Below are 18,316 nucleotides of genomic sequence, written 5' to 3' on the forward strand. Positions count from 1 at the left end.
AACAAACCAGCAGGACCAAGAAGGAAGAACAAGCGTGAGATTTGCAATCGCAGCAATCGCGAGCGCCGTGTTGCTCGCAGCGTGTGGAGGCGGAGGTGGAAGCGGGGACGACGCCACGCCGGCGCCTGCGCCGCAGGCGTCGGTCGAAGTGAGCGGCGTCGCCGCCAAGGGTGTGCTGGCGGGCGGCATCGTGACCGCCCACGCTGTGCGGGCCGACGGCACGATCAGCGCCGAGGCGCTGGCCACCGCCTCGGCACCGACGGACGCTTCGGGGCGCTACACCGTGCGCTTCGTGGGGGTGCCGGCCCAGCCCTATGTGATCAAGGTAACGGTGCCGCAGGGCGGCGCCACCCACCGCGACGAGGCCACCGGCCAGACGCAGTCGCTGCCGCCCGGCTTCGCCATGCGCGCAGTGGTCGTTCCGGCCACGGCGACGATCACGGCGAACGTGACACCCTTCAGCGAAATGGCGGCCGAGGCCGCGGAAGACGCGGGCATCACCGCCGACAGCGCGCGACAGGCCAACCACACGATCAAGTCCATGCTGGGCATCACCGCGGCCGAGGACCTGACCGCCGTGCCCGTGAAGTCCACCGCGGACGCAAGCAGCGCCGACGAACAGCGTCTTGCCGTGATGCTGACCGCCGTTTCGCAGATGGCCCTCGACGCCGCCGCAGGCTGCAGCGGCGACGCCGGCGCGCGTGCGCAATGCGTGGTCGAGACGCTCGCGAACGCCACGACGTCCACCAGCAGCTACGCGCTGTCCGGTGCTGCCGCCGGCGCGCTGGGCACCGCGCTGCGGACCGTGCTGGCCACGCCCACCCTCGTCGGCAACGTTCCGCCGGCCGTGCTGGCTCCGGCCGTCGCCGCGCTGGAATGCGAAGGCGTCGCGTGCAACGCGCCCGCGCCCGCCGCCGCGCTCGATGCGGACGGCGCCATCGGTGCCACCAAGACCCTCTTCACCGAGATCCGCAGCGACGTCGCTGCGCTGTTCGGCGGTGCCGACGCCACCCAGCCCGGCGCGTTGAACCTGGAGCAGAACAAGTTCGGCGCCGCGATGTCGGGCGTGCAGGTTCCCGCGCAGCTGCTGCAGACGGACCTCGACGTCCTGATGACCGGCTTCGACCTGTACTCCGACTTCAAGACCGGCCGATCACAGTCGACGTACGCCTATTCGGGCCCGGGCTACTGCTACGTCCTGAAGGACTCGCAGGGCACGCTGCCGACCGCGGCCGCTGACGCGAACGTACTCCAGTGCTCGGCGTACATGGGGACGCAGTTCGTCAACAACGTGCCTGTCGATACGATGCACCAGTTCGTGATCCAACCTGCCGTGACCGGTGACACCTGGACCTACACGGCGCGTGCGCAGAAGATCACGTACAACCCGAACGCCACCCAGCCTACCGTCACCCAGGTCGGCCAGGTGCGCAACGGAACGATCACGGCGACCAGGAACGCGAACGGCCAGACCACCGACTTTGCGGTGGGCGGCGAAGTGCCCGCGACCTTTCGCAGCACCGGCCAGGTCGATGCCGACCACAGCGCCTGGAACATCAGGGGCACCCGCGCCATCGACGCGGCGAACCCCTCGCTGAAGTCGATCAGCGCCCAGGGCTCCATCGTGTCGAAGAACGCCGGCGGCGACACGCTCGGCACGCTGCAGATCAAGTCGGCGACCTTCGACCAGATCCCAGTGGCGATCGACGGCAATGGCCGCAAGGTTGCGCCGAGCGCAGCGCGTCCCGCGACCGCCGGCGACCTCGCCAACGCGTCGCTCGACGTGCAGTGGACGGTAACGGGCGCCGAGTTCGAGGGCACCTTCGCGGCCACGGGCTCCACCTGGGACAAGAGCGGCACGAAGCACATCCCGACGCAACTGATGCTGCAGGGCCGCCTCGCCAACATCGCGTCCGGCGTAAAAACCGACTTCTTCCAGGGCAAGCTGTCCGTAGTGGCGGCCGGCTATGAGCAGCAGGAAGCGCAGAAGCCCGTCTCGGAGACGAACTTCTACACGCTGAACGCGACGCTCAGCGCGCAGGTCACCGCCCCGAACCGTCCGCTGCTGGCCGTGAGCTTCGGCACCAGCCTCAGGAGCTTCGAGGACGCGCCGAAGTCCGCCACGCTGGCCTATCGCAGCTTCGCAGGCGGGACGCCGCGCATGGCGATCACCGTCGACGCGACGCGCGATGCTCAGGGCGTGGCCACCGTCACGCTGGCCGAAACCACCAAGGGCATCTCGATGAGCGTGCGCGAGGACGCAGCGTCGGCGGACGTGATGCTGCGCGGCGCGACGAAGATCGGCGTGCTCGATGTGGACACCGGCGTGATGACCTTCACCGACGGCAGCTTCGTGTCGGCCTTCTGACCTGAGGGCGTAGTACGAAGTTCGACAGGGGCCGGTTCGCCGCCCCTGTCATTTCTGACACTTCCAACCGTTCATTCGCGCCCGCGCACCGCCTGTCCGCGCCAGCCACGGGACCCGCGTTACAGGGAGGGGCCGCGCCGTATCTCGTGTAATGCACAGTTAACAGCGCTGTTCATTCAGGGCGCGGGCGTTTACCTTGACGGCATGAATGCGCCACTCCCGACCCCCATCCACTTCGACGTGCAAGGCCTCGTGCAGGCGATCGCGCGCAACCAGTCCGCGGATGCCTTCCGGCCGCAGCTGCATCCGAAGCAGTGGGAGATGCTGGGCACCTACCTGCAGCCGTTCGCCGTGCGCCAGGGCCAGGTGCTGATCGAGCAGAACGCGACCGACCGCACCGTGTACCTGGTCGAGACCGGCTCGCTCACCGTGCACTACGAGGACGACAAGGGCCGGCTGCGGCTCGCGAGCGTGGAAGGCGGATCGGCCGTCGGCGAAGGCGCCTTCTTCACCCGCAACCCGCGCAGCGCCACCGTGCAGGCCGCGAGCGCGTGCAAGCTGTGGTCGCTGTCGCCGATCCGCTTCACCGAGCTCACCAACCGGCAACCGGAGCTGGCGCTGGAAGTCGCGATGGCGCTCGGCTCGCTGGTGTCCCGGCGGCTCGCCAATCGCCCGAAGCGCGTGGCGGTCACCTGAAGGCAGCGCACCGGCCGTCTCCGCCGCCTGTCTGTTTCCCTGCGACGCCCGTCCTCCGCCGCGTGCGGTGGGGGCGGGCGTGACAAATGCCCCAACACGCCGCGCGCAGTGTCCCTACACTGGGATCGCGGCCCGTCGAACCCACCCCTCAAGCAGCCGCAGGAAGTCCGTCATGTCCCTCTTCAGCTGGTTCTCTCCCGTCCGCAAGAGCAGGCACGAGGCGCGTGCCTCGATGCTGCCCGATTCGGGTTTCTCGCGCATGGACTCCACCAAGCCCGTGAACGGGGTGCACCACAACCACCCCGCGCCGCAGCCGGCCCCGGGCCACGGCACCCGCAAGCAGGAGCGCCTGGTGCACCGCGAGCAGCTCTATGCGGTGGTGCGCGAGGCGATGGTGCGCGCCGGCGTGCTGTCCTCCAGCTACAAGTTCAAGGTGCTGTCGCTCGACACGCACGGCAAGCAGTTCATGGTGATGGTCGACCTCGCGCAGGGCGCGGTGAACCACACGCCGCGGATGGCCGAGATCGAGGCGATGATCGCGCAGTCGGCCCGCGCCAAGCACGACATCCTCGTGCCCGCCGTGTACTGGCGCGCCAGCGAGCACGTCGCCGTCGGCGACCCCCAGCAGCGCATGCCCGCGGTGTCGCAGCCCGCGGCCCTGATGCCCGAGCCGCCGCAGCGCCGCGTGCCATCGCGCCCCGCGCCGCTCGAACCGGTTTCGCGTCCCACGCCGCTCGAACGGGCGGCGCGCGCCGCCCCTCTTGCAGCGGCGTCGCGGCCCGCCCCGGTGTCGCAGCCGGCGCCGCTTGCAGCGGTCCCGCAGCCCGCGCCGGCGCTCGCGACGGCGTCGCAGCCCGCGCCGCTGGAGCCGCTGCAGGCCGATGAAGTGGCCGCCTTCCGCAAGGCGCTCGATGCCGGGCTGCGCGGCGAGAAGGCGCTGGCCGCGGTGAACGCCGGCCGCACGCAGAACTACACGCTGCTGACCGGCTTCGAGGACACCGAGATGGCGCCGGAGGCAACGGACCAGGAGTTGAGCGGCACGCAGTACGGCGCGCTGCGCTGAACGGATTCCACCCTCAGTGCCCTTCGAAGTGCACGAGGGTGAACAGCTGCAGCCCGCCTTCGCGCAGCTTCTGCGAACCCCCCAGCTCCGGCAGGTCCACGATCGCGGCGCCTTCGATCACGGTGCCGCCCAGTTTCTCCAGCAGCTTCTTGCCGGCCATCATGGTGCCGCCGGTGGCGATCAGGTCGTCGATCAGCAGCACGCGCTGGCCCGGCTTGACGGCGTCGGTGTGCAGTTCCACCGTGGCGCTTCCGTATTCCAGCTCGTACGTCTCCTCCACCGTGGTGAAGGGCAGCTTGCCCTTCTTGCGGATCGGCACGAACCCCACGCCCAGCTCGTAGGCGATCACCGAGCCGAGGATGAAGCCGCGCGCGTCGAGCCCCGCCACCACGTCGGGGCGGCGGTCCATGTAGCGGTGCACGAAGGCGTCGATCAGCACGCGGAAGACTTTCGGGTCCTGCAGCAGCGGCGTGATGTCGCGGAACTGCACGCCCGGGGCCGGCCAGTCGGGCACCGTGCGGATGTGGCTGCGCAGGTAGTCCCCGACGCCGAACGGAATCTGTTGCATCTCTATCCCTTGAGCAGGATCTCTTCGGCCAGCGCCAGCGTATCCGGGCGGCCCGACAGGACGAGAGTATCGCCGTCCGCGAGCGGCGGATCCGAGGCGGGGTCCACCACCCGCCCGTTGCTGCGGCGCAGGCTCACCACGCGCACGCCCTGGCCGCCCAGCGCCAGCTGGCTGAGCGCGCGGCCCAGCGCCTCGGCCTCCGGCGGCAGCGTCACCGTGGCCAGGCGCTCCTGCTCGAAGTCCTGCGCGCCGGCGTCGTCGTCGGCGCCGTGGAAGTAGCCGCGCAGCAGGCTGTAGCGCGCATCGCGCTGGTCCCGCACGATGCGGATCACGTGCCGCATCGGCACGCCCACCAGGGCCAGCGCATGGCTGGCCAGCATCAGCGAGCCCTCGAGCGTCTCCGGCACGACTTCGGTGGCGCCGGCCTTCTGCAGCTTCTCCAGGTCGCGGTCGTCCTTGGTGCGCACGATCACCGGCACCTGCGGCGCGTGCTGGCGCGCCGCCCCGAGCAGCTTGATCGCGCCGGGCACGTCGAGGTAGGTGATGACCACCGCGCTGGCCCGCCCCAGGCCGGCGGCGATCAGCGCCTGCAGCCGCGAGGCGTCGCCGAAGACGACCGAGTCGCCCGCCGCGGTGGCCTGGCGCACCCGGTCGGGGTCGAGGTCCAGCGCGATGTAGGGGATGCCTTCCTGCGCCAGCATGCGCGCCACGTTCTGCCCGCAGCGCCCGTAGCCGCAGATGATGATGTGCCTGTTGGCGTTGATGGAGCGGCGCGCGATCTGCGTCATCTGCAGCGACTGCATCAGCCATTCGCTGGCCACCAGCTTCATCACGATGCGGTTGCTCCACTGGATGATGAAGGGCGTGGCGATCATCGACAGCACCATGCTGGCGAGGATCGGGTTGAGCATCTCCGGCGGCACCAGGGCGTTCTGCTGCGCGAGCGCCAGCAGCACGAAGCCGAATTCGCCCGCCTGCGCCAGATACAGGCCCGTGCGCAGCGACACGCCCGCGGTGGCGCCGAACAGCTTGGCCAGGCCGGTCACCAGCAGCAGCTTGAACAGCACCGGCACCGTGAGCAGCAGCAACACGAGCCGCCAGTGCTCCGCCACCGGCCGCCAGTCCAGCAGCATGCCGATGGTGATGAAGAACAGGCCCAGCAGCACGTCGTGGAAGGGCCGGATGTCCGCCTCGACCATCACCTTGTATTCGGTCTCGGAGATCAGGATGCCGGCGATGAAGGCGCCCAGCGCCAGCGACAGGCCCGCGAGTTCGGTGAGCCACGCCAGGCCCAGCGTCACCAGCAGCATGTTCAGCACGAACAGCTCGTCGCTCTTGCGGCGCGCCACCAGCGTGAGCCACCAGCGCATCAGGCGCTGGCCGCCGGCGAGCAGCAGCGCGATCAGCACGGCCGCCTTCACCGCCGCGATGGCGACCTCGCGCAGCAGCACTTCGGGCGGGCTGCCCAGCGCGGGGATCAGCACCAGCAGCGGCACCACCGCGAGGTCCTGGAACAGCAGCACGCCGATCACGCGCTTGCCGTGCTCGCTCTCCAGCTCGAGCCGGTCGGACATCATCTTGACCACGATCGCGGTGCTGCTCATGGCCAGCGCGCCGGACAGGGCCAGCGCGCTCTGCCATCCCATCGGCGCGAACCTGGGCAGGTAGTACGTCAGCGCGAAGGTGCCGATGGTCGCCGGGATCACCGTCATGAGCACCTGCGACAGGCCCAGCCCGAACACGTGCGTGCGCATGGCGCGCAGCTTGCCGAGGTTGAACTCCAGCCCGATCACGAACATCAGGAACACCACGCCGAACTCGCCGAGGTGGCGCACGCTGTCCGAGTCGTCGGCCAGCGCCAGCGCGTTGGGCCCGATCACCACCCCCACCACGAGGTAGCCGAGCATGGGCGGCAGCCGCGCCAGCCGGCACACCACCACCCCCAGCACGGCGGCCAGCAGGTACAGGAGCGTCAGCTCGAGCGAGGTCATGTGGGGATGCTAGCTGACGGCAATCCGGTCCCCCTAGAATCCGTGGATGACGGTCGCAGCCACTTCCTTACCTGAGCAGCAGGCTTCCTTCGAGCCCGCGCGGGTGATGCGGTTGGCCCGGGAAACCCTGCAGATCGAATCGGCGGCGCTGCTCGGCCTGGAATCGCGCCTGGGCGAGAGCTTCGTGCAGGCCGTGCAGGCCATGCTCACCGTGCGCGGCCGCGTGGTCGTGATGGGCATGGGCAAGAGCGGCCACATCGGCCGCAAGATCGCCGCCACCCTCGCCTCCACCGGCACGGCGGCGATGTTCGTGCATCCGGCCGAGGCGAGCCACGGCGACTTGGGCATGATCAAGCCGGTCGACCTGGTGCTGGCCATCTCCAACGGCGGCGAGAGCGACGAGCTCACGGCGATCCTGCCCGTGCTCAAGCGCCTGGGCGTGCCGCTGGTCGCGATGACGGGCAAGGCGACTTCGACGCTGGCGCGCCACGCGGACATCGTGCTCGACAGCGGCGTGGAAAAGGAAGCCTGCCCCCTGAACCTGGCGCCCACGGCCAGCACCACCGCGCAGCTGGCGCTGGGCGATGCGCTGGCGGTGGCCCTGCTCGACGCGCGCGGCTTCCGGCCCGAGGATTTCGCCCGCTCGCATCCGGGCGGCGCGCTCGGCCGCAAGCTGCTGACGCACCTGACCGACGTGATGCGCACCGGCGAGTCCGTGCCCGCCGTGCTGCCCGAAGCGGGCTTCACGCAACTGATGCGCGAGATGAGCGCCAAGGGCCTGGGCGCCTCCGCGATCGTCGACGAGGCCGGCCGCGTGCTGGGCATCTTCACCGACGGCGACCTGCGCCGCCTGATCGAGAAGGGCGCGGACCTGCGCCAGGTGAAGGCGCGCGAGGTGATGCACCCGAACCCGCGGACGATCTCGGTGGACGCCCTGGCGGCCGAGGCCGCGCAGATGATGGAGGCGCACCGCATCACCAGCGTGCTGGTCGTCGACGGCGACGGCATCCTCGTGGGCGCCGTCAACAGCAACGACCTGATGCGCGCGAAGGTCATCTGAAGTGACCACCCCGGCGCTCACCTTCGCCCCCGAACTGCTGCTGGCCGCGCAGGGCATCCGCGTCGCCTTCTTCGACGTCGACGGCGTGATGACCGATGGCGGCCTGCTCCTGTCCGACGAAGGCGAGACGCTCAAGCGCTTCCACATCCTCGACGGGCTCGGCCTGAAGCTGCTGCAGCGCGCCGGCATCACGCCGGTGGTGATCACCGGCCGTGATTCGCGGCCCTTGCGGCGGCGCCTGGAGGCGCTGGCCGTGCAGCACGTGCACTACGGCACGGAGGACAAGCTGCCGGCGGCGCAGAAGACGCTGGCGGAACTCGGCTTCGACTGGCCGCAGGCCGCCGCGATGGGCGACGACTGGCCCGACCTGCCGGTGCTGCGGCGCTGCGCCTTCCCCGTGGCGCCGCCGCATGCGCACATCGAGGTGCGGGCCTGCGCCCGCTACGTCACGCAGGCTGCGGCCGGCCAGGGCGCGGCGCGCGAGTTCTGCGACCTGCTGCTGGTCGCCAGCGGCCGGTACGCGCAGCTGCTGGAGGCCTACGGGTGACGCCGCTGCGCGGTTTCGGCCGTGCCTGGGACCGGATCACGATCTACCTGCCGATCATCCTGATGGGCCTGCTGGCGCTGGGCACCTACTGGCTCGCGCGCACCACGCCGGTGTTCGCGCCGAGCGCGCCCGAAGCGCCGCCCACCCACGACCCCGACTACTTCCTGCGCGGCTTCTCGGTCAAGTCCTTCGATGCGGCGGGGCGCCTGAAGAGCGAGATCCGCGGCATCGAGGCGCGCCACTACGCCGACACCGACACGCTGGAGATCGACGAGCCGCGCATCCGTTCGTTCAGCGAGGAAGGCGCGGTGGTGGTCGCGACCGCCAAGCGCGGCGTCAGCAACGCGGACGGCTCGCAGGTGCAGCTGATCGGCGATGCGGTGGTCACCCGCGAGGCGCCGCCGGCGCGCCGCGCGGCCGAGGCGAAGCTGGAGATCCGCGGCGAGTTCCTGCATGCCTTCATGGAGCAGGAGCGGGTGATGTCCAACAAGCCGGTGACGCTGCTGCGCGGCGCCGACGTGTTCCAGGGCAACAGCCTGGAGTACGACAACCAGAAGCGTGTGCTGGAGCTGCACGGGGCCGTGCGCGGCACGCTGCAGCCGAAGGCTCCGGCCGCCGCCCCCTAGACATGGGCTCCCACGGTCGTTCACTGCGTGTCACTCCCTGCCTCCAGGGGGACCCGTCAGCTGGCGGACGCTGAATGGCACCGCTCGCGTTCATCACCGGCGCGTCCAGCGGCATCGGCCAGGCGCTGGCCGCGCGCTACGCGCAGGCCGGCTGGCGGCTGGCGCTGGTGGCGCGGCGCGGCGCCGAGATGGCCGAGTGGGCGCGCGCGCAGGGGCTGCCGCCCGAGCGCTGGCGCGTGTACGCCGCCGACGTGGCCGAGATCGACAGCATCGTGGCCGCGGGCCAGGCCTGCCTGGCGGAGCTGGGCGTGCCGGACGTCGTGATCGCCAATGCCGGCATCAGCCTGGGCGTGGACACCTCGCTGCGCGAGGACCTGGGGGTGCTGGCGCGGATTCTCGCGGTCAACAACGTGGGGCTGGCGGCGACCTTCCAGCCCTTCATCGCGCCGATGCGGCAGCGGGGCAGCGGCCGGCTCGTGGGGATCGCGAGCGTGGCGGGCATCCGCGGGCTGCCCGGTCATGCCGCCTACTGTGCCAGCAAGGCCGGCGTGATCGGCTATTGCGAGAGCCTGCGCGGCGAGCTGCGCGGCACGGGCGTGCGGGTGGTGACGATCGCGCCGGGCTACATCGACACGCCGCTCACGCGGCAGAACCGCTACGGGATGCCGTTCCTGATGCGGGCGGAGGATTTCGCGGCCAGCGCGATGCGCGTGATCGAGGCGGGCAGGAGTTACCGCGTGATCCCCTGGCAGATGGGCGTGGTGGCGAAGATCCTGCGCGCGCTGCCGGATCCGGTGTTCGACCGGCTGCTGGTCGGCCGGGCGCGCAAGCAGCGGCATACGGACTGAGGAAGGGGGCGCTCCGGCGCTTCGCGCCCGCGCAGCGCTGGGGTTCACGCCTTCGGCGTTCACCGCCAGCCTACGGGGAGGACGCTCCGCCACAAGCAAAAGGCTCCCGAAGGAGCCTTGCATCATCGCGCAGCGACGCGATCAGTAGCTGTTGCCGCCACCGCCGTACCCGCCGCCACCGCCACCACCCGAGCGGCCACCGCCACGCGGGCCGGCGCCGTACGGGCTGCGGAAGCCGCCATCCTGGCCGCCGCCGCCACCACCGCTGCCGCGGCGATCGCCGCCACCGCCGCCGTAGCCGCCGCCGCCGCCGGAGCGGCCACCGCCGCCGCCGCCGTAACCACCGCCGCCGCCGCCGTAACCGCCGCCGCCACCACCGCCGTAGCCGCCGCTACCGCCGCCGCCAAAGCCGCGCGGACGGTTGTTTTCCATCGGGCGCGCCTCGTTCACGACGATGCTGCGGCCGCCCATGGGCTGGCCGTTCATGCCGGTGATGGCCGCCTGGGCTTCCGCCTCGCTGGCCATCTCGACGAAACCGAAGCCCTTGGAACGGCCGGTCTCGCGTTCCATCATCACCTTCGCGCTGGTGACCTGGCCGAACTGGCTGAAGGCTTGTTCGAGGTCGCTGTCGCGCATCTGGTAGGGCAGGTTGCCTACGTACAGTTTATTGCCCATTCAATGGGACTCCCCACAAAAAACAATTGAACCGATTAGCGATGGAGTCCCGAAAACGCATTCAACCGACTGACGCGAAAGGCACCTGTCCAACGCAACCCGCGTGTAAAGCTCAGTCCACGCCAAGCCATTATGGAGCACACCGCCGGGAGGGTGGCAAGGGGGCGAAACCGGGGGCGCGGCAAAAAAGGAACGATGGTGCCGCAGGCGCGCCACCATGCAAAAAGGGCCCGTAGGCCCTTTGTTGGATTGCGAGGACTCGCGTCCGTGCGTTCAGTAACGGTCGCGGCCACCGCCGCCGCCGCCGTAGCCGCCACCACCGCCGCCGCCTTCACGGCGACCGCCGCCGAAGCCGCCACCGCCGCCGCCACCACCGAAGCCGCCGCCACCGCCGCCCGAACGGCCACCGCCGCCGAAACCGCCGCCGCCGCCACCGGAGCGGGGCTCCATCGGACGGGCTTCGTTCACCACGAGGCCACGGCCGCCGATCTGCTGGCCGTTCATGCCCTGGATCGCGGCTTGCGCCTCGGCGGCGCTGCCCATTTCGACAAAGCCGAAGCCCTTGGAACGGCCGGTGTCGCGCTCCATCATGACCTTGGCGCTGGAGACCGCGCCGTACTGGCTGAAGGCCTGCTGGAGGTCGTCATCGCGGTAGGAATAGGGGAGGTTCCCCACGTAAAGCTTGTTGCCCATTCAAGGACTCCTGAGAAAAGAAACGCTGCAAAGCGATGGAGTCCGCAAACGCAATCAACAACCACGCGAGACCGACAAACACCGCATACTCGTGCGCCCATTCGCGGACGCACGGCGGCCATTATGCGCTGGGTTTGGCTTTGTGTGCTTCGGGGATGCCCCGGAAGCCCCGCCGCCGTGTCACCTGCGGCGCCCGCGCGACACCTGAGGCACCCTTTCCCCCCCCAGCGTCACCAGTTCGGCTCGCGCTCGGGCGTCGAGCCGATCTTGTGGATCGCGAGGTCGGCGCCCTGGAATTCCTCTTCGGGCGACAGCCGCAGGCCCATCACGGCCTTGAGGAGGCCGTACAGGACGAAGCTGGCGACCAGCGCCCACGCCACGCCGATGAGGCTGCCGATCAACTGCGCTCCCAGGTTCACGCCGCCGAGCCCGGCAAAGGCCTTGGTGCCGAAGATGCCGCAGGCGATGCCGCCCCACAGCCCGCACAGGCCGTGCAGCGGCCACACACCGAGCACGTCGTCGATCTTCCAGCGGTTCTGGGTCAGCGTGAACATGCCGACGAAGATGGCGCCCGCGATGCCGCCGACCGCGAGCGCACCGAGCGGATGCATCACGTCGCTGCCGGCGCACACGGCCACCAGCCCCGCCAGCGGGCCGTTGTGCACGAAGCCGGGGTCGTTGCGCCCCAGCAGCAGGGCGGCCAGCGTGCCACCCACCATGGCCAGCAGCGAATTGACGGCGACCAGGCCGGACACCTTGTCGATCGTCTGCGCGCTCATGACGTTGAAGCCGAACCAGCCCACCGTGAGCACCCAGGCGCCGAGCGCCAGGAAGGGAATGTTCGAGGGCGGATGCGCCGAGATCCCGCCGTCCTTGCGGTAGCGGTTGGCGCGCGCGCCCAGCAGGATCACCGCCGGCAGGGCCAGCCAGCCGCCCACGGCGTGCACGACGATCGAGCCGGCGAAGTCGTGGAATTCCTGCCCGGTGAGCGACTTGATCCAGCCCTGGACGCCGAAGCGCTGGTTCCAGGCGATGCCCTCGAACACCGGGTAGATCACGCCCACGATCACGGCGGTGGCGATCAGCTGCGGGCCGAAGCGCGCGCGCTCGGCGATGCCGCCGGAGATGATCGCGGGGATGGCCGCGGCGAAGGTGAGCAGGAAGAAGAACTTCACCAGCTCGTAGCCGCTCCTGGCCACCAGCTCGTCGGCGCCGACCAGGAAGCTGGTGCCGTAGGCGATGACGTAGCCCACCAGGAAATACGCGATCGTCGAGACGGAGAAGTCGACCAGGATCTTGACCAGCGCATTGACCTGGTTCTTCTTGCGCACGGTGCCCAGCTCGAGGAAGGCGAACCCCGAATGCATCGCGAGAACCAGGATGGCGCCCAGCAGGATGAACAGGACGTCCGAGCCCTGTTTTAGTGCTTCCATTGTTTCCTCTTTGGATGAAATGCTTCGTTGTGGTGCGTTTTGGCCTGTTCTTCGGCCTGTGCACCAAACTAAAGCAATAACTGAGCCATCCACGTGCATGAGCAGATGCACGTACAATGCGCACCAGTCATTGGGGAGTAGCCTCCCTTCATCCTCGAAAGGGGCTGGCGTCAACAGACTTGGAACCCCGCGTTCCATGGCGCCCGCGATCCGAGAGGGCACCCCGCAAAAGGGCTGAAGCCTTTTCCCGGGGACCCCGCATTTGGCGAGACCTTTGACTGCGCAGCCTCCGTTTTGGCCGGGGATGCCGCGCAGTCAATGGTGCGTGTTCGCCGGCCGGAGCCTCTTCTCGCATGGAAGCCTTCCTCGTCTCCACCGGTATCGTCGCGCTCGCTGAAATGGGCGACAAGACGCAGCTGCTCTCGCTCGTCCTCGCCGCCCGCTTCCGCAAGCCCTGGCCCATCGTGCTGGGCATCTTCGTCGCCACCATCGTCAACCATGCGCTGGCCGGCGCGCTGGGCAGCTGGGTCACGACGGCGCTCGGCCCCGACGTGCTGCGCTGGGTGCTGGGCGGCTCCTTCATCGCCATGGCGCTCTGGATGCTGATTCCCGACAAGCTCGACGACGACGCGGCCGACAGCGCGCCGAAGTACGGCGTGTTCGTGACGACCGTCGTCGCCTTCTTCCTGGCGGAGATGGGCGACAAGACGCAGGTCGCCACGGTGATGCTGGCCGCTCGCTTCGACGCCTGGGCCGCGGTGGTGGCCGGCACCACGCTGGGCATGATCCTCGCCAACGCGCCGGTGGTGTGGTTCGGCGACGCGATCACCCGCAAGGTCCCGATCCGCGCCGTGCACGTGGTCGGCGCGATCGTGTTCCTGGTGCTAGGGGTGCTGGCCCTCCTGCGCTGACCCGTCTTCCTCCCTCCCCCTGCGGGGGAGGGCCGGGGTGGGGGCGCTCCCCGCGCCCTGCCCCTCCGCCGCGCGCCGATAGATGACGTGATACACGAGCCCCACCAGCACGCTCCCGCCCACCAGGTTCCCCGCGATCACCACGCCGAGGTTCGCCACCATCCCCGCCCACGTCACCGCCGGCGCCGCCCCGGTCTCCTGCACCAGCATCGCCAGCGGCATCAGGTACATGTTGGCGATGCTGTGCTCGAAGCCCGCGGCCACGAAGGCCATCACCGGGAAGATCACCGCCACCGTCTTGTCGACCACGCTGCGGCCGGCCATCGCCATCCACACGGCCATGCACACCAGCACGTTGCACAGCATGCCGCGCAGGAAGGCCTCGTGCACCGGCAGTTGCTGCTTGGCCAGCGCAATGCGCACGACGGTGCGGCCGATGGCGCCCGCGCCCATCGCCGTGTGCCCGCTCGCGTAAACCACCAGCGCCAGTCCCGCGGCGCCGACGAAATTCGCGCAGCACACCAGCACCCAGTTGCGCAGCACCTCGGGCGTGCCGATGCGGCCGTCGGCCCAGGCCATGGCCAGCAGGTTGTTGCCGGTGAACAGTTCCGCGCCGGCGACGGTGACGAGCACCAGCCCGAGCGAGAAGACGAGGCCGCCGACGACCTGCGAGGCGGCCAGGCCCAAGGTGGCATCGGCGCGCACGATCACGTACAGCATCGAGCCCAGGCCGATGAAGGCGCCGGCCAGCACGCCGAGCATCAGCAGCGGCAGCGTCGCCATGCGCGCCTTGGCGACGCCGACCGTCTCGACCCGGCGGGCGATCTCGGCGGGCGCATAGGCGTCGAAGCCATGCAGTTCGGTCGGCATCGCGCGTCCTCCCCGTGCACCGTATACTAGGCAAGCGCCGATTTGCCTCGCTTGCGGGCGCTCAATAAATGCCGCTAAAGAAGGCCGGAACCCGGCCCGCTTCAGCGGGGCCGGGTTTTTCGTTTGCAATGTCCTTCATCGCCACGCCCCAGTCCATGCAGTTCGAAGCGCCGCTTGCGCTGCAAAGCGGCGCCTCGATCCGCGGCTACTCGCTCGCCTACGAGACCTACGGCACGCTCAACGCCGAGCGCAGCAACGCCGTCCTGATCTGCCACGCGCTCAATGCCTCGCACCATGTCGCGGGCGTGTACGCGGGCCAGGAGAAATCGGAAGGCTGGTGGGACACCATGATCGGCCCCGGCAAGCCCGTGGACACCGACCGCTTCTTCGTGATCGGCGTGAACAACCTCGGCTCCTGCTTCGGCTCCACCGGCCCGATGCACGTGAACCCCGACACGGGGCGGGTCTACGGCGCCGACTTCCCCGTGGTGACGGTGGAGGACTGGGTCGACGCGCAGGCGCGCCTGCTCGATCGCCTGGGCATCCGCAGGCTGGCGGCCGTGATGGGCGGCAGCCTCGGCGGCATGCAGGCGCTGTCGTGGACGCTGCAGTTCCCCGAGCGCGTGCGGCACGCCGTGGTGGTGGCGAGCGCGCCCAACCTCACGGCGGAGAACATCGCCTTCAACGAGGTGGCACGGCGCGCCATCGTCACCGACCCCGACTTCCACGGCGGCCACTTCTACGAGCACGGCGTGATCCCCAAGAGGGGCTTGCGCATCGCCCGCATGATCGGCCACATCACGTACCTCTCCGACGACGTGATGAACGAGAAGTTCGGCCGCCAGCTGCGCGAGGGCATGGACCTGCGCTACACCACGCAGGACATCGAGTTCCAGATCGAGAGCTACCTGCGCTACCAGGGCGACAAGTTCAGCGAGTACTTCGACGCCAACACCTACCTGCTGATCACGCGCGCGCTGGATTACTTCGATCCGGCCAAGCGCACCAACGGCAACCTGACCAAGGCGCTGGCCGTGGCGCGCGCGAAGTTCCTGCTCGTGAGCTTCAGCACCGACTGGCGCTTCTCGCCGGCCCGCAGCCGCGAGATGGTCAAGGCGCTGCTGGACAACCGGCGCGACGTGAGCTACGCCGAGATCGAGGCGCCGCACGGGCACGATGCCTTCCTGCTGGAAGACGCGAAGTACCTGTCCGTCGTGCGTTCCTATTTCGACCGCATCGCGGCGGAACCGGTGGAGCTGGACGCGCCCGCCGACCAGCCTGCGGGAGCCGTGCTGTGAGCGCCGCACGGCCGCCCGAAGGCGCGAAGGCCCCCTCGGGGGGCAGCGCCGTCCACGAAGTGACAAGCGTGGGGGCAGCATGACCGACAAGGCGACTCTGCGAACGATCGCGAAGCTGGTCCCGCCCGGCTCGCGCGTGCTGGACCTGGGCTGCGGCGACGGCGCCCTGCTCGACTACCTGCAGCGCGAGCGCGGCTGCTGCGGCTACGGCATCGAGATCGACGATGCCAACGTGCTGGCGTGCGTGAAGCGCGGCGTCAACGTGATCCAGCTGAACCTCGACCAGGGCCTGACGGTCTTCGAGGACGGCTCCTTCGACGTCGTGCTGCAGATCGACACGCTGCAGCACCTGCGCAATGCCGAATGGATGCTGCGCGAGACGGTGCGCGTGGGCAAGCTGGGCATCGTCGCCTTCCCGAACTTCGCCCACTGGCCCAACCGCCTCTCCATCGTGCGGGGCCGCATGCCGGTGACCAAGCGCCTGCCCTACCAGTGGTACGACACGCCCAACATCCGGGTCGGCACGTACAAGGACTTCGAGGTGCTGGCGACCAAGAACCGCCTCACCATCCTCGACGCCTTCGGGCTGCAGGACGGCGAGGAGCGGCGCCTGCTGCCGAATCTCACCGCCAGCACCGCGGTCTTCAAGTTCGAACGCGGATAGGCTAGGATTCCCGCATCGGGAAACGCAGCCTCCCGGTCCCCTCGGAAAGACGGTGTCCCGTCCAAGCGCTGGCATCTTCGTCATGGAGCGAAACACCGTGGACACCGCCCTGCCTTCCCTTGCCCCGTCCCGTCCTTCCCGCTGGATCACGCGCGCGCGGCCGAAGATCGACCGCATCGCCTGCCCCTGGCTGATCCTGCGCTTCATCGATCCGCGGGCGGAGTTCTTCTACGTGCCGCGGGACGAGGTCTTCCCGCGCGCCGAGGAACTGCACGCGGTGCCGTACGACATCGATGGCGCACCCGTCACGCACGAAGGCGAGCGCTGCAGCTTCGACGCGCTGCTGCGCGCCTACGATCTGCGCGATCCGGCGCTGGCGCGGCTGGCCACCATCGTGCGCGGCGCCGACACCGACAGGCTGCAGCTGGCGCCCCAATCGGCCGGCCTGCTGGCGATCTCGCTCGGGATGTCGCAGCTGCACGCCGACGATCACGCGATGCTGCAGGCGGCGCTGCCGGTGTACGACGCGCTCTATGCCTGGTGCGGCTCGCGCCCCGACGAGACACACGGGGCGGGCGCGCGCGCGGAGCCCGCGGCGTGAGCGTGGTGCCGCTGCCCGCCGTGGAGGAGCCCCCGCGCACGGCGGTGCCCTTCGGCGAGGCGCTGAAGTTCTGGCTGAAACTCGGCTTCATCAGCTTCGGCGGCCCCGCGGGGCAGATCGCGATCATGCACCGCGAGCTGGTGGAGCAGAAACGCTGGATCTCGGAGCGGCGCTTCCTGCACGCCCTCAACTACTGCATGGTGCTGCCGGGGCCCGAGGCGCAGCAGCTGGCTACCTACATCGGCTGGCTGATGCACCGCACCTGGGGCGGCATCGTGGCCGGCGGGCTGTTCGTGCTGCCCTCGCTGTTCATCCTCGTGGCCCTCAGCTGGGTGTACGTCGTGTTCGGCGAGGTCGACTGGGTGGCGGGGCTGTTCTACGGCATCAAGCCCGCGGTGGCCGCGATCGTGCTGCACGCGGTCTGGCGCATCGGCAGCCGCACCCTGAAGAGCCCGCGCAAGGTGCCGCTGCTGTGGGCGGTGGCGCTGGCGAGCTTCGCGTGCATCGCGTGGCTGAAGGTGCCGTTTCCGATCGTGGTCGGCGCGGCGGCCTTGATCGGGGCGGCAGGCGGGCGCTACGCGCCGGGGCAGTTCGCGGCGGGCGGCGCGCATGGAAGCGCAAGCGCAGGGGCTCCCGCAGGCCACCGCAGCCTGCGGGCGCTGATCGACGACGACACGCCGACGCCCGAGCACGCCTTGTTCCGCAAGGCGCGCCTGGCGCAGGTGGCGGTGGTCGGTGCGGCCCTGTGGATCGCGCCGATGGCCCTGCTGGCGACGACGCACGGCCTGCACGGCACGCTGGCGCAAATGGGCTGGTTCTTCACCAAGGCCGCCCTGCTCACGTTCGGCGGCGCCTATGCCGTGCTGCCCTACGTGTACCAGGGCGCGGTGGAGCAGTTCCAGTGGCTCACGGGGGCGCAGATGATCGACGGGCTGGCCCTGGGCGAAACCACGCCCGGCCCGCTGATCATGATCGTGGCTTTCGTGGGCTTCGTCGGCGGCTGGACGAAGCAGGTGCTCGGGCCGGACGCGCTGTTCGCGGGCGCCGCGCTGGCGGCGACGGTGGTCACCTGGTTCACCTTCCTGCCTTCGTTCCTGTTCATCCTGGCCGGCGGGCCGCTGGTGGAATCCACGCACGGCGACCTGCGCTTCACGGCGCCGCTGACGGCAATCACGGCCGCGGTGGTGGGGGTCATCGCCAGCCTGGCGCTGTTCTTCCTCGTGCACATCGCGCTGGCTCGGCATCCCCTCGGGCTGCCGGTCGACGCGGTGGCGCTCGCGCTCGCGCTCGCCGCGGCGGTCGCGCTGCTGCGTTTCAAGGCCGGCGTGATCCCCGTGATCGCCAGCTGCGCATTGGTGGGCATGGTGCTGCGGCTGGCCGGCCCAGCCTGAGCCCGCGTATGCT

The 18,316-nt window shown here is 69.8% G+C and carries 18 protein-coding genes and 1 riboswitch; of the genes, 12 read left to right on the plus strand and 6 right to left on the minus strand.

What is annotated here, in order from left to right; translation table 11 throughout:
* The first annotated feature begins 148 nt into the window (after positions 1-148).
* The 3 genes from WG923_RS04130 to WG923_RS04140 all read left to right on the plus strand — a co-directional run bounded on the left by WG923_RS04130 (position 149) and on the right by WG923_RS04140 (position 4,127).
* Positions 149-2,368, plus strand: coding sequence for a hypothetical protein (locus tag WG923_RS04130; protein ID WP_340349666.1), 2,220 nt, complete (start codon positions 149-151; stop codon positions 2,366-2,368).
* A gap of 204 nt (positions 2,369-2,572) precedes the next feature.
* Entirely contained in the window at positions 2,573-3,064 is a 492-nt protein-coding gene (locus tag WG923_RS04135; RefSeq protein ID WP_340349667.1) for a Crp/Fnr family transcriptional regulator, read from the plus strand.
* 172 nt (positions 3,065-3,236) lie between these two features.
* A complete protein-coding gene (locus WG923_RS04140) occupies positions 3,237-4,127 on the plus strand; it encodes a hypothetical protein (protein ID WP_340349668.1) in 891 nt (296 codons plus the stop codon).
* Between the two features lie 13 nt (positions 4,128-4,140).
* Here the strand turns inward: WG923_RS04140 and WG923_RS04145 are convergent, their stop codons facing one another.
* Both WG923_RS04145 and WG923_RS04150 read right to left on the minus strand, forming a co-directional pair.
* Positions 4,141-4,695 (minus strand): adenine phosphoribosyltransferase, encoded by a 555-nt coding sequence (locus WG923_RS04145; protein WP_340349669.1) that lies wholly within the window; start codon positions 4,693-4,695, stop codon positions 4,141-4,143.
* Positions 4,696-4,697: 2 nt separating this feature from the next.
* Entirely contained in the window at positions 4,698-6,686 is a 1,989-nt protein-coding gene (locus WG923_RS04150) for a cation:proton antiporter domain-containing protein (RefSeq protein ID WP_340349670.1), read from the minus strand.
* 46 nt (positions 6,687-6,732) lie between these two features.
* Between WG923_RS04150 and WG923_RS04155 the strand changes: the two genes are divergently transcribed.
* From WG923_RS04155 to WG923_RS04170, 4 genes are all read left to right on the plus strand, one after another.
* Positions 6,733-7,746 carry a KpsF/GutQ family sugar-phosphate isomerase gene (locus WG923_RS04155; RefSeq protein WP_340349671.1) on the plus strand — a complete coding sequence of 338 codons (1,014 nt, stop codon included), beginning with the start codon at positions 6,733-6,735 and terminating at the stop codon, positions 7,744-7,746.
* Position 7,747: 1 nt separating this feature from the next.
* On the plus strand, positions 7,748-8,293 hold the full coding sequence (locus WG923_RS04160; RefSeq protein ID WP_340349672.1) for a KdsC family phosphatase: 546 nt from the start codon (positions 7,748-7,750) through the stop codon (positions 8,291-8,293).
* On the plus strand, positions 8,290-8,919 hold the full coding sequence (lptC, locus tag WG923_RS04165; RefSeq protein WP_340349673.1) for an LPS export ABC transporter periplasmic protein LptC: 630 nt from the start codon (positions 8,290-8,292) through the stop codon (positions 8,917-8,919). The genes WG923_RS04160 and lptC overlap by 4 nt, the downstream gene beginning before the upstream one ends.
* A 74-nt stretch (positions 8,920-8,993) precedes the next feature.
* Positions 8,994-9,767: an SDR family oxidoreductase gene (locus WG923_RS04170; protein WP_340349674.1), complete on the plus strand. Its 774-nt coding sequence runs from the start codon at positions 8,994-8,996 to the stop codon at positions 9,765-9,767.
* Between the two features lie 141 nt (positions 9,768-9,908).
* Here WG923_RS04170 and WG923_RS04175 read toward each other — a convergent pair whose 3' ends face one another.
* From WG923_RS04175 to WG923_RS04185, 3 genes are all read right to left on the minus strand, one after another.
* Positions 9,909-10,442 (minus strand): RNA recognition motif domain-containing protein, encoded by a 534-nt coding sequence (locus WG923_RS04175; protein ID WP_340349675.1) that lies wholly within the window; start codon positions 10,440-10,442, stop codon positions 9,909-9,911.
* 273 nt (positions 10,443-10,715) lie between these two features.
* The gene (locus tag WG923_RS04180) at positions 10,716-11,135 is read right to left on the minus strand and encodes an RNA recognition motif domain-containing protein (protein WP_340349676.1); all 420 of its coding nucleotides are present in this window, start codon (positions 11,133-11,135) and stop codon (positions 10,716-10,718) included.
* A 230-nt stretch (positions 11,136-11,365) separates the two neighbouring features.
* Positions 11,366-12,568 carry an ammonium transporter gene (locus tag WG923_RS04185; protein ID WP_340349677.1) on the minus strand — a complete coding sequence of 401 codons (1,203 nt, stop codon included), beginning with the start codon at positions 12,566-12,568 and terminating at the stop codon, positions 11,366-11,368.
* 120 nt (positions 12,569-12,688) lie between these two features.
* Positions 12,689-12,832: riboswitch (yybP-ykoY riboswitch) on the plus strand.
* A gap of 89 nt (positions 12,833-12,921) precedes the next feature.
* On the opposite strand from WG923_RS04185, the gene WG923_RS04190 reads away from it, so the two are divergent.
* The gene (locus WG923_RS04190; RefSeq protein WP_340349678.1) at positions 12,922-13,479 is read left to right on the plus strand and encodes a TMEM165/GDT1 family protein; all 558 of its coding nucleotides are present in this window, start codon (positions 12,922-12,924) and stop codon (positions 13,477-13,479) included.
* On the opposite strand, the gene WG923_RS04195 is transcribed toward WG923_RS04190, so the two are convergent.
* Complete coding sequence (locus WG923_RS04195; protein WP_340349679.1) at positions 13,453-14,349, minus strand: formate/nitrite transporter family protein; 897 nt, start codon at positions 14,347-14,349, stop codon at positions 13,453-13,455. The genes WG923_RS04190 and WG923_RS04195 overlap by 27 nt on opposite strands.
* 128 nt (positions 14,350-14,477) lie before the next feature.
* On the opposite strand from WG923_RS04195, the gene metX reads away from it, so the two are divergent.
* The 4 genes from metX to chrA all read left to right on the plus strand — a co-directional run bounded on the left by metX (position 14,478) and on the right by chrA (position 18,303).
* Positions 14,478-15,647: a homoserine O-succinyltransferase MetX gene (metX, locus tag WG923_RS04200; RefSeq protein WP_340349680.1), complete on the plus strand. Its 1,170-nt coding sequence runs from the start codon at positions 14,478-14,480 to the stop codon at positions 15,645-15,647.
* A gap of 79 nt (positions 15,648-15,726) precedes the next feature.
* Positions 15,727-16,311, plus strand: a complete 585-nt coding sequence (gene metW / locus WG923_RS04205; protein ID WP_340349681.1) for a methionine biosynthesis protein MetW — start codon at positions 15,727-15,729, stop codon at positions 16,309-16,311.
* 82 nt (positions 16,312-16,393) lie between these two features.
* A complete protein-coding gene (locus tag WG923_RS04210; protein WP_340349682.1) occupies positions 16,394-16,912 on the plus strand; it encodes a chromate resistance protein ChrB domain-containing protein in 519 nt (172 codons plus the stop codon).
* A complete protein-coding gene (chrA, locus tag WG923_RS04215) occupies positions 16,909-18,303 on the plus strand; it encodes a chromate efflux transporter (protein ID WP_340349683.1) in 1,395 nt (464 codons plus the stop codon). The genes WG923_RS04210 and chrA overlap by 4 nt, the downstream gene beginning before the upstream one ends.
* The last annotated feature ends 13 nt before the right edge of the window (positions 18,304-18,316 follow it).

This window comes from Ramlibacter sp. AN1133 (assembly GCF_037890035.1).
Lineage (GTDB): Bacteria > Pseudomonadota > Gammaproteobacteria > Burkholderiales > Burkholderiaceae_C > Ramlibacter.

What these genes read in the sequence shown, in the direction of transcription:
- WG923_RS04190 (WP_340349678.1), top strand. Translation starts at nt 12,922, where the DNA reads ATGGAAGCCTTCCTCGTCTCCACCGGTATCGTCGCGCTCGCTGAAATG.
- WG923_RS04145 (WP_340349669.1), bottom strand. Translation starts at nt 4,695, where the DNA reads ATGCAACAGATTCCGTTCGGCGTCGGGGACTACCTGCGCAGCCACATC.
- WG923_RS04140 (WP_340349668.1), top strand. Translation starts at nt 3,237, where the DNA reads ATGTCCCTCTTCAGCTGGTTCTCTCCCGTCCGCAAGAGCAGGCACGAG.
- WG923_RS04135 (WP_340349667.1), top strand. Translation starts at nt 2,573, where the DNA reads ATGAATGCGCCACTCCCGACCCCCATCCACTTCGACGTGCAAGGCCTC.
- WG923_RS04210 (WP_340349682.1), top strand. Translation starts at nt 16,394, where the DNA reads ATGGAGCGAAACACCGTGGACACCGCCCTGCCTTCCCTTGCCCCGTCC.
- WG923_RS04180 (WP_340349676.1), bottom strand. Translation starts at nt 11,135, where the DNA reads ATGGGCAACAAGCTTTACGTGGGGAACCTCCCCTATTCCTACCGCGAT.
- metW (WP_340349681.1), top strand. Translation starts at nt 15,727, where the DNA reads ATGACCGACAAGGCGACTCTGCGAACGATCGCGAAGCTGGTCCCGCCC.
- WG923_RS04170 (WP_340349674.1), top strand. Translation starts at nt 8,994, where the DNA reads ATGGCACCGCTCGCGTTCATCACCGGCGCGTCCAGCGGCATCGGCCAG.
- metX (WP_340349680.1), top strand. Translation starts at nt 14,478, where the DNA reads ATGTCCTTCATCGCCACGCCCCAGTCCATGCAGTTCGAAGCGCCGCTT.
- WG923_RS04175 (WP_340349675.1), bottom strand. Translation starts at nt 10,442, where the DNA reads ATGGGCAATAAACTGTACGTAGGCAACCTGCCCTACCAGATGCGCGAC.
- WG923_RS04185 (WP_340349677.1), bottom strand. Translation starts at nt 12,568, where the DNA reads ATGGAAGCACTAAAACAGGGCTCGGACGTCCTGTTCATCCTGCTGGGC.
- WG923_RS04155 (WP_340349671.1), top strand. Translation starts at nt 6,733, where the DNA reads ATGACGGTCGCAGCCACTTCCTTACCTGAGCAGCAGGCTTCCTTCGAG.
- WG923_RS04150 (WP_340349670.1), bottom strand. Translation starts at nt 6,686, where the DNA reads ATGACCTCGCTCGAGCTGACGCTCCTGTACCTGCTGGCCGCCGTGCTG.
- WG923_RS04195 (WP_340349679.1), bottom strand. Translation starts at nt 14,349, where the DNA reads ATGCCGACCGAACTGCATGGCTTCGACGCCTATGCGCCCGCCGAGATC.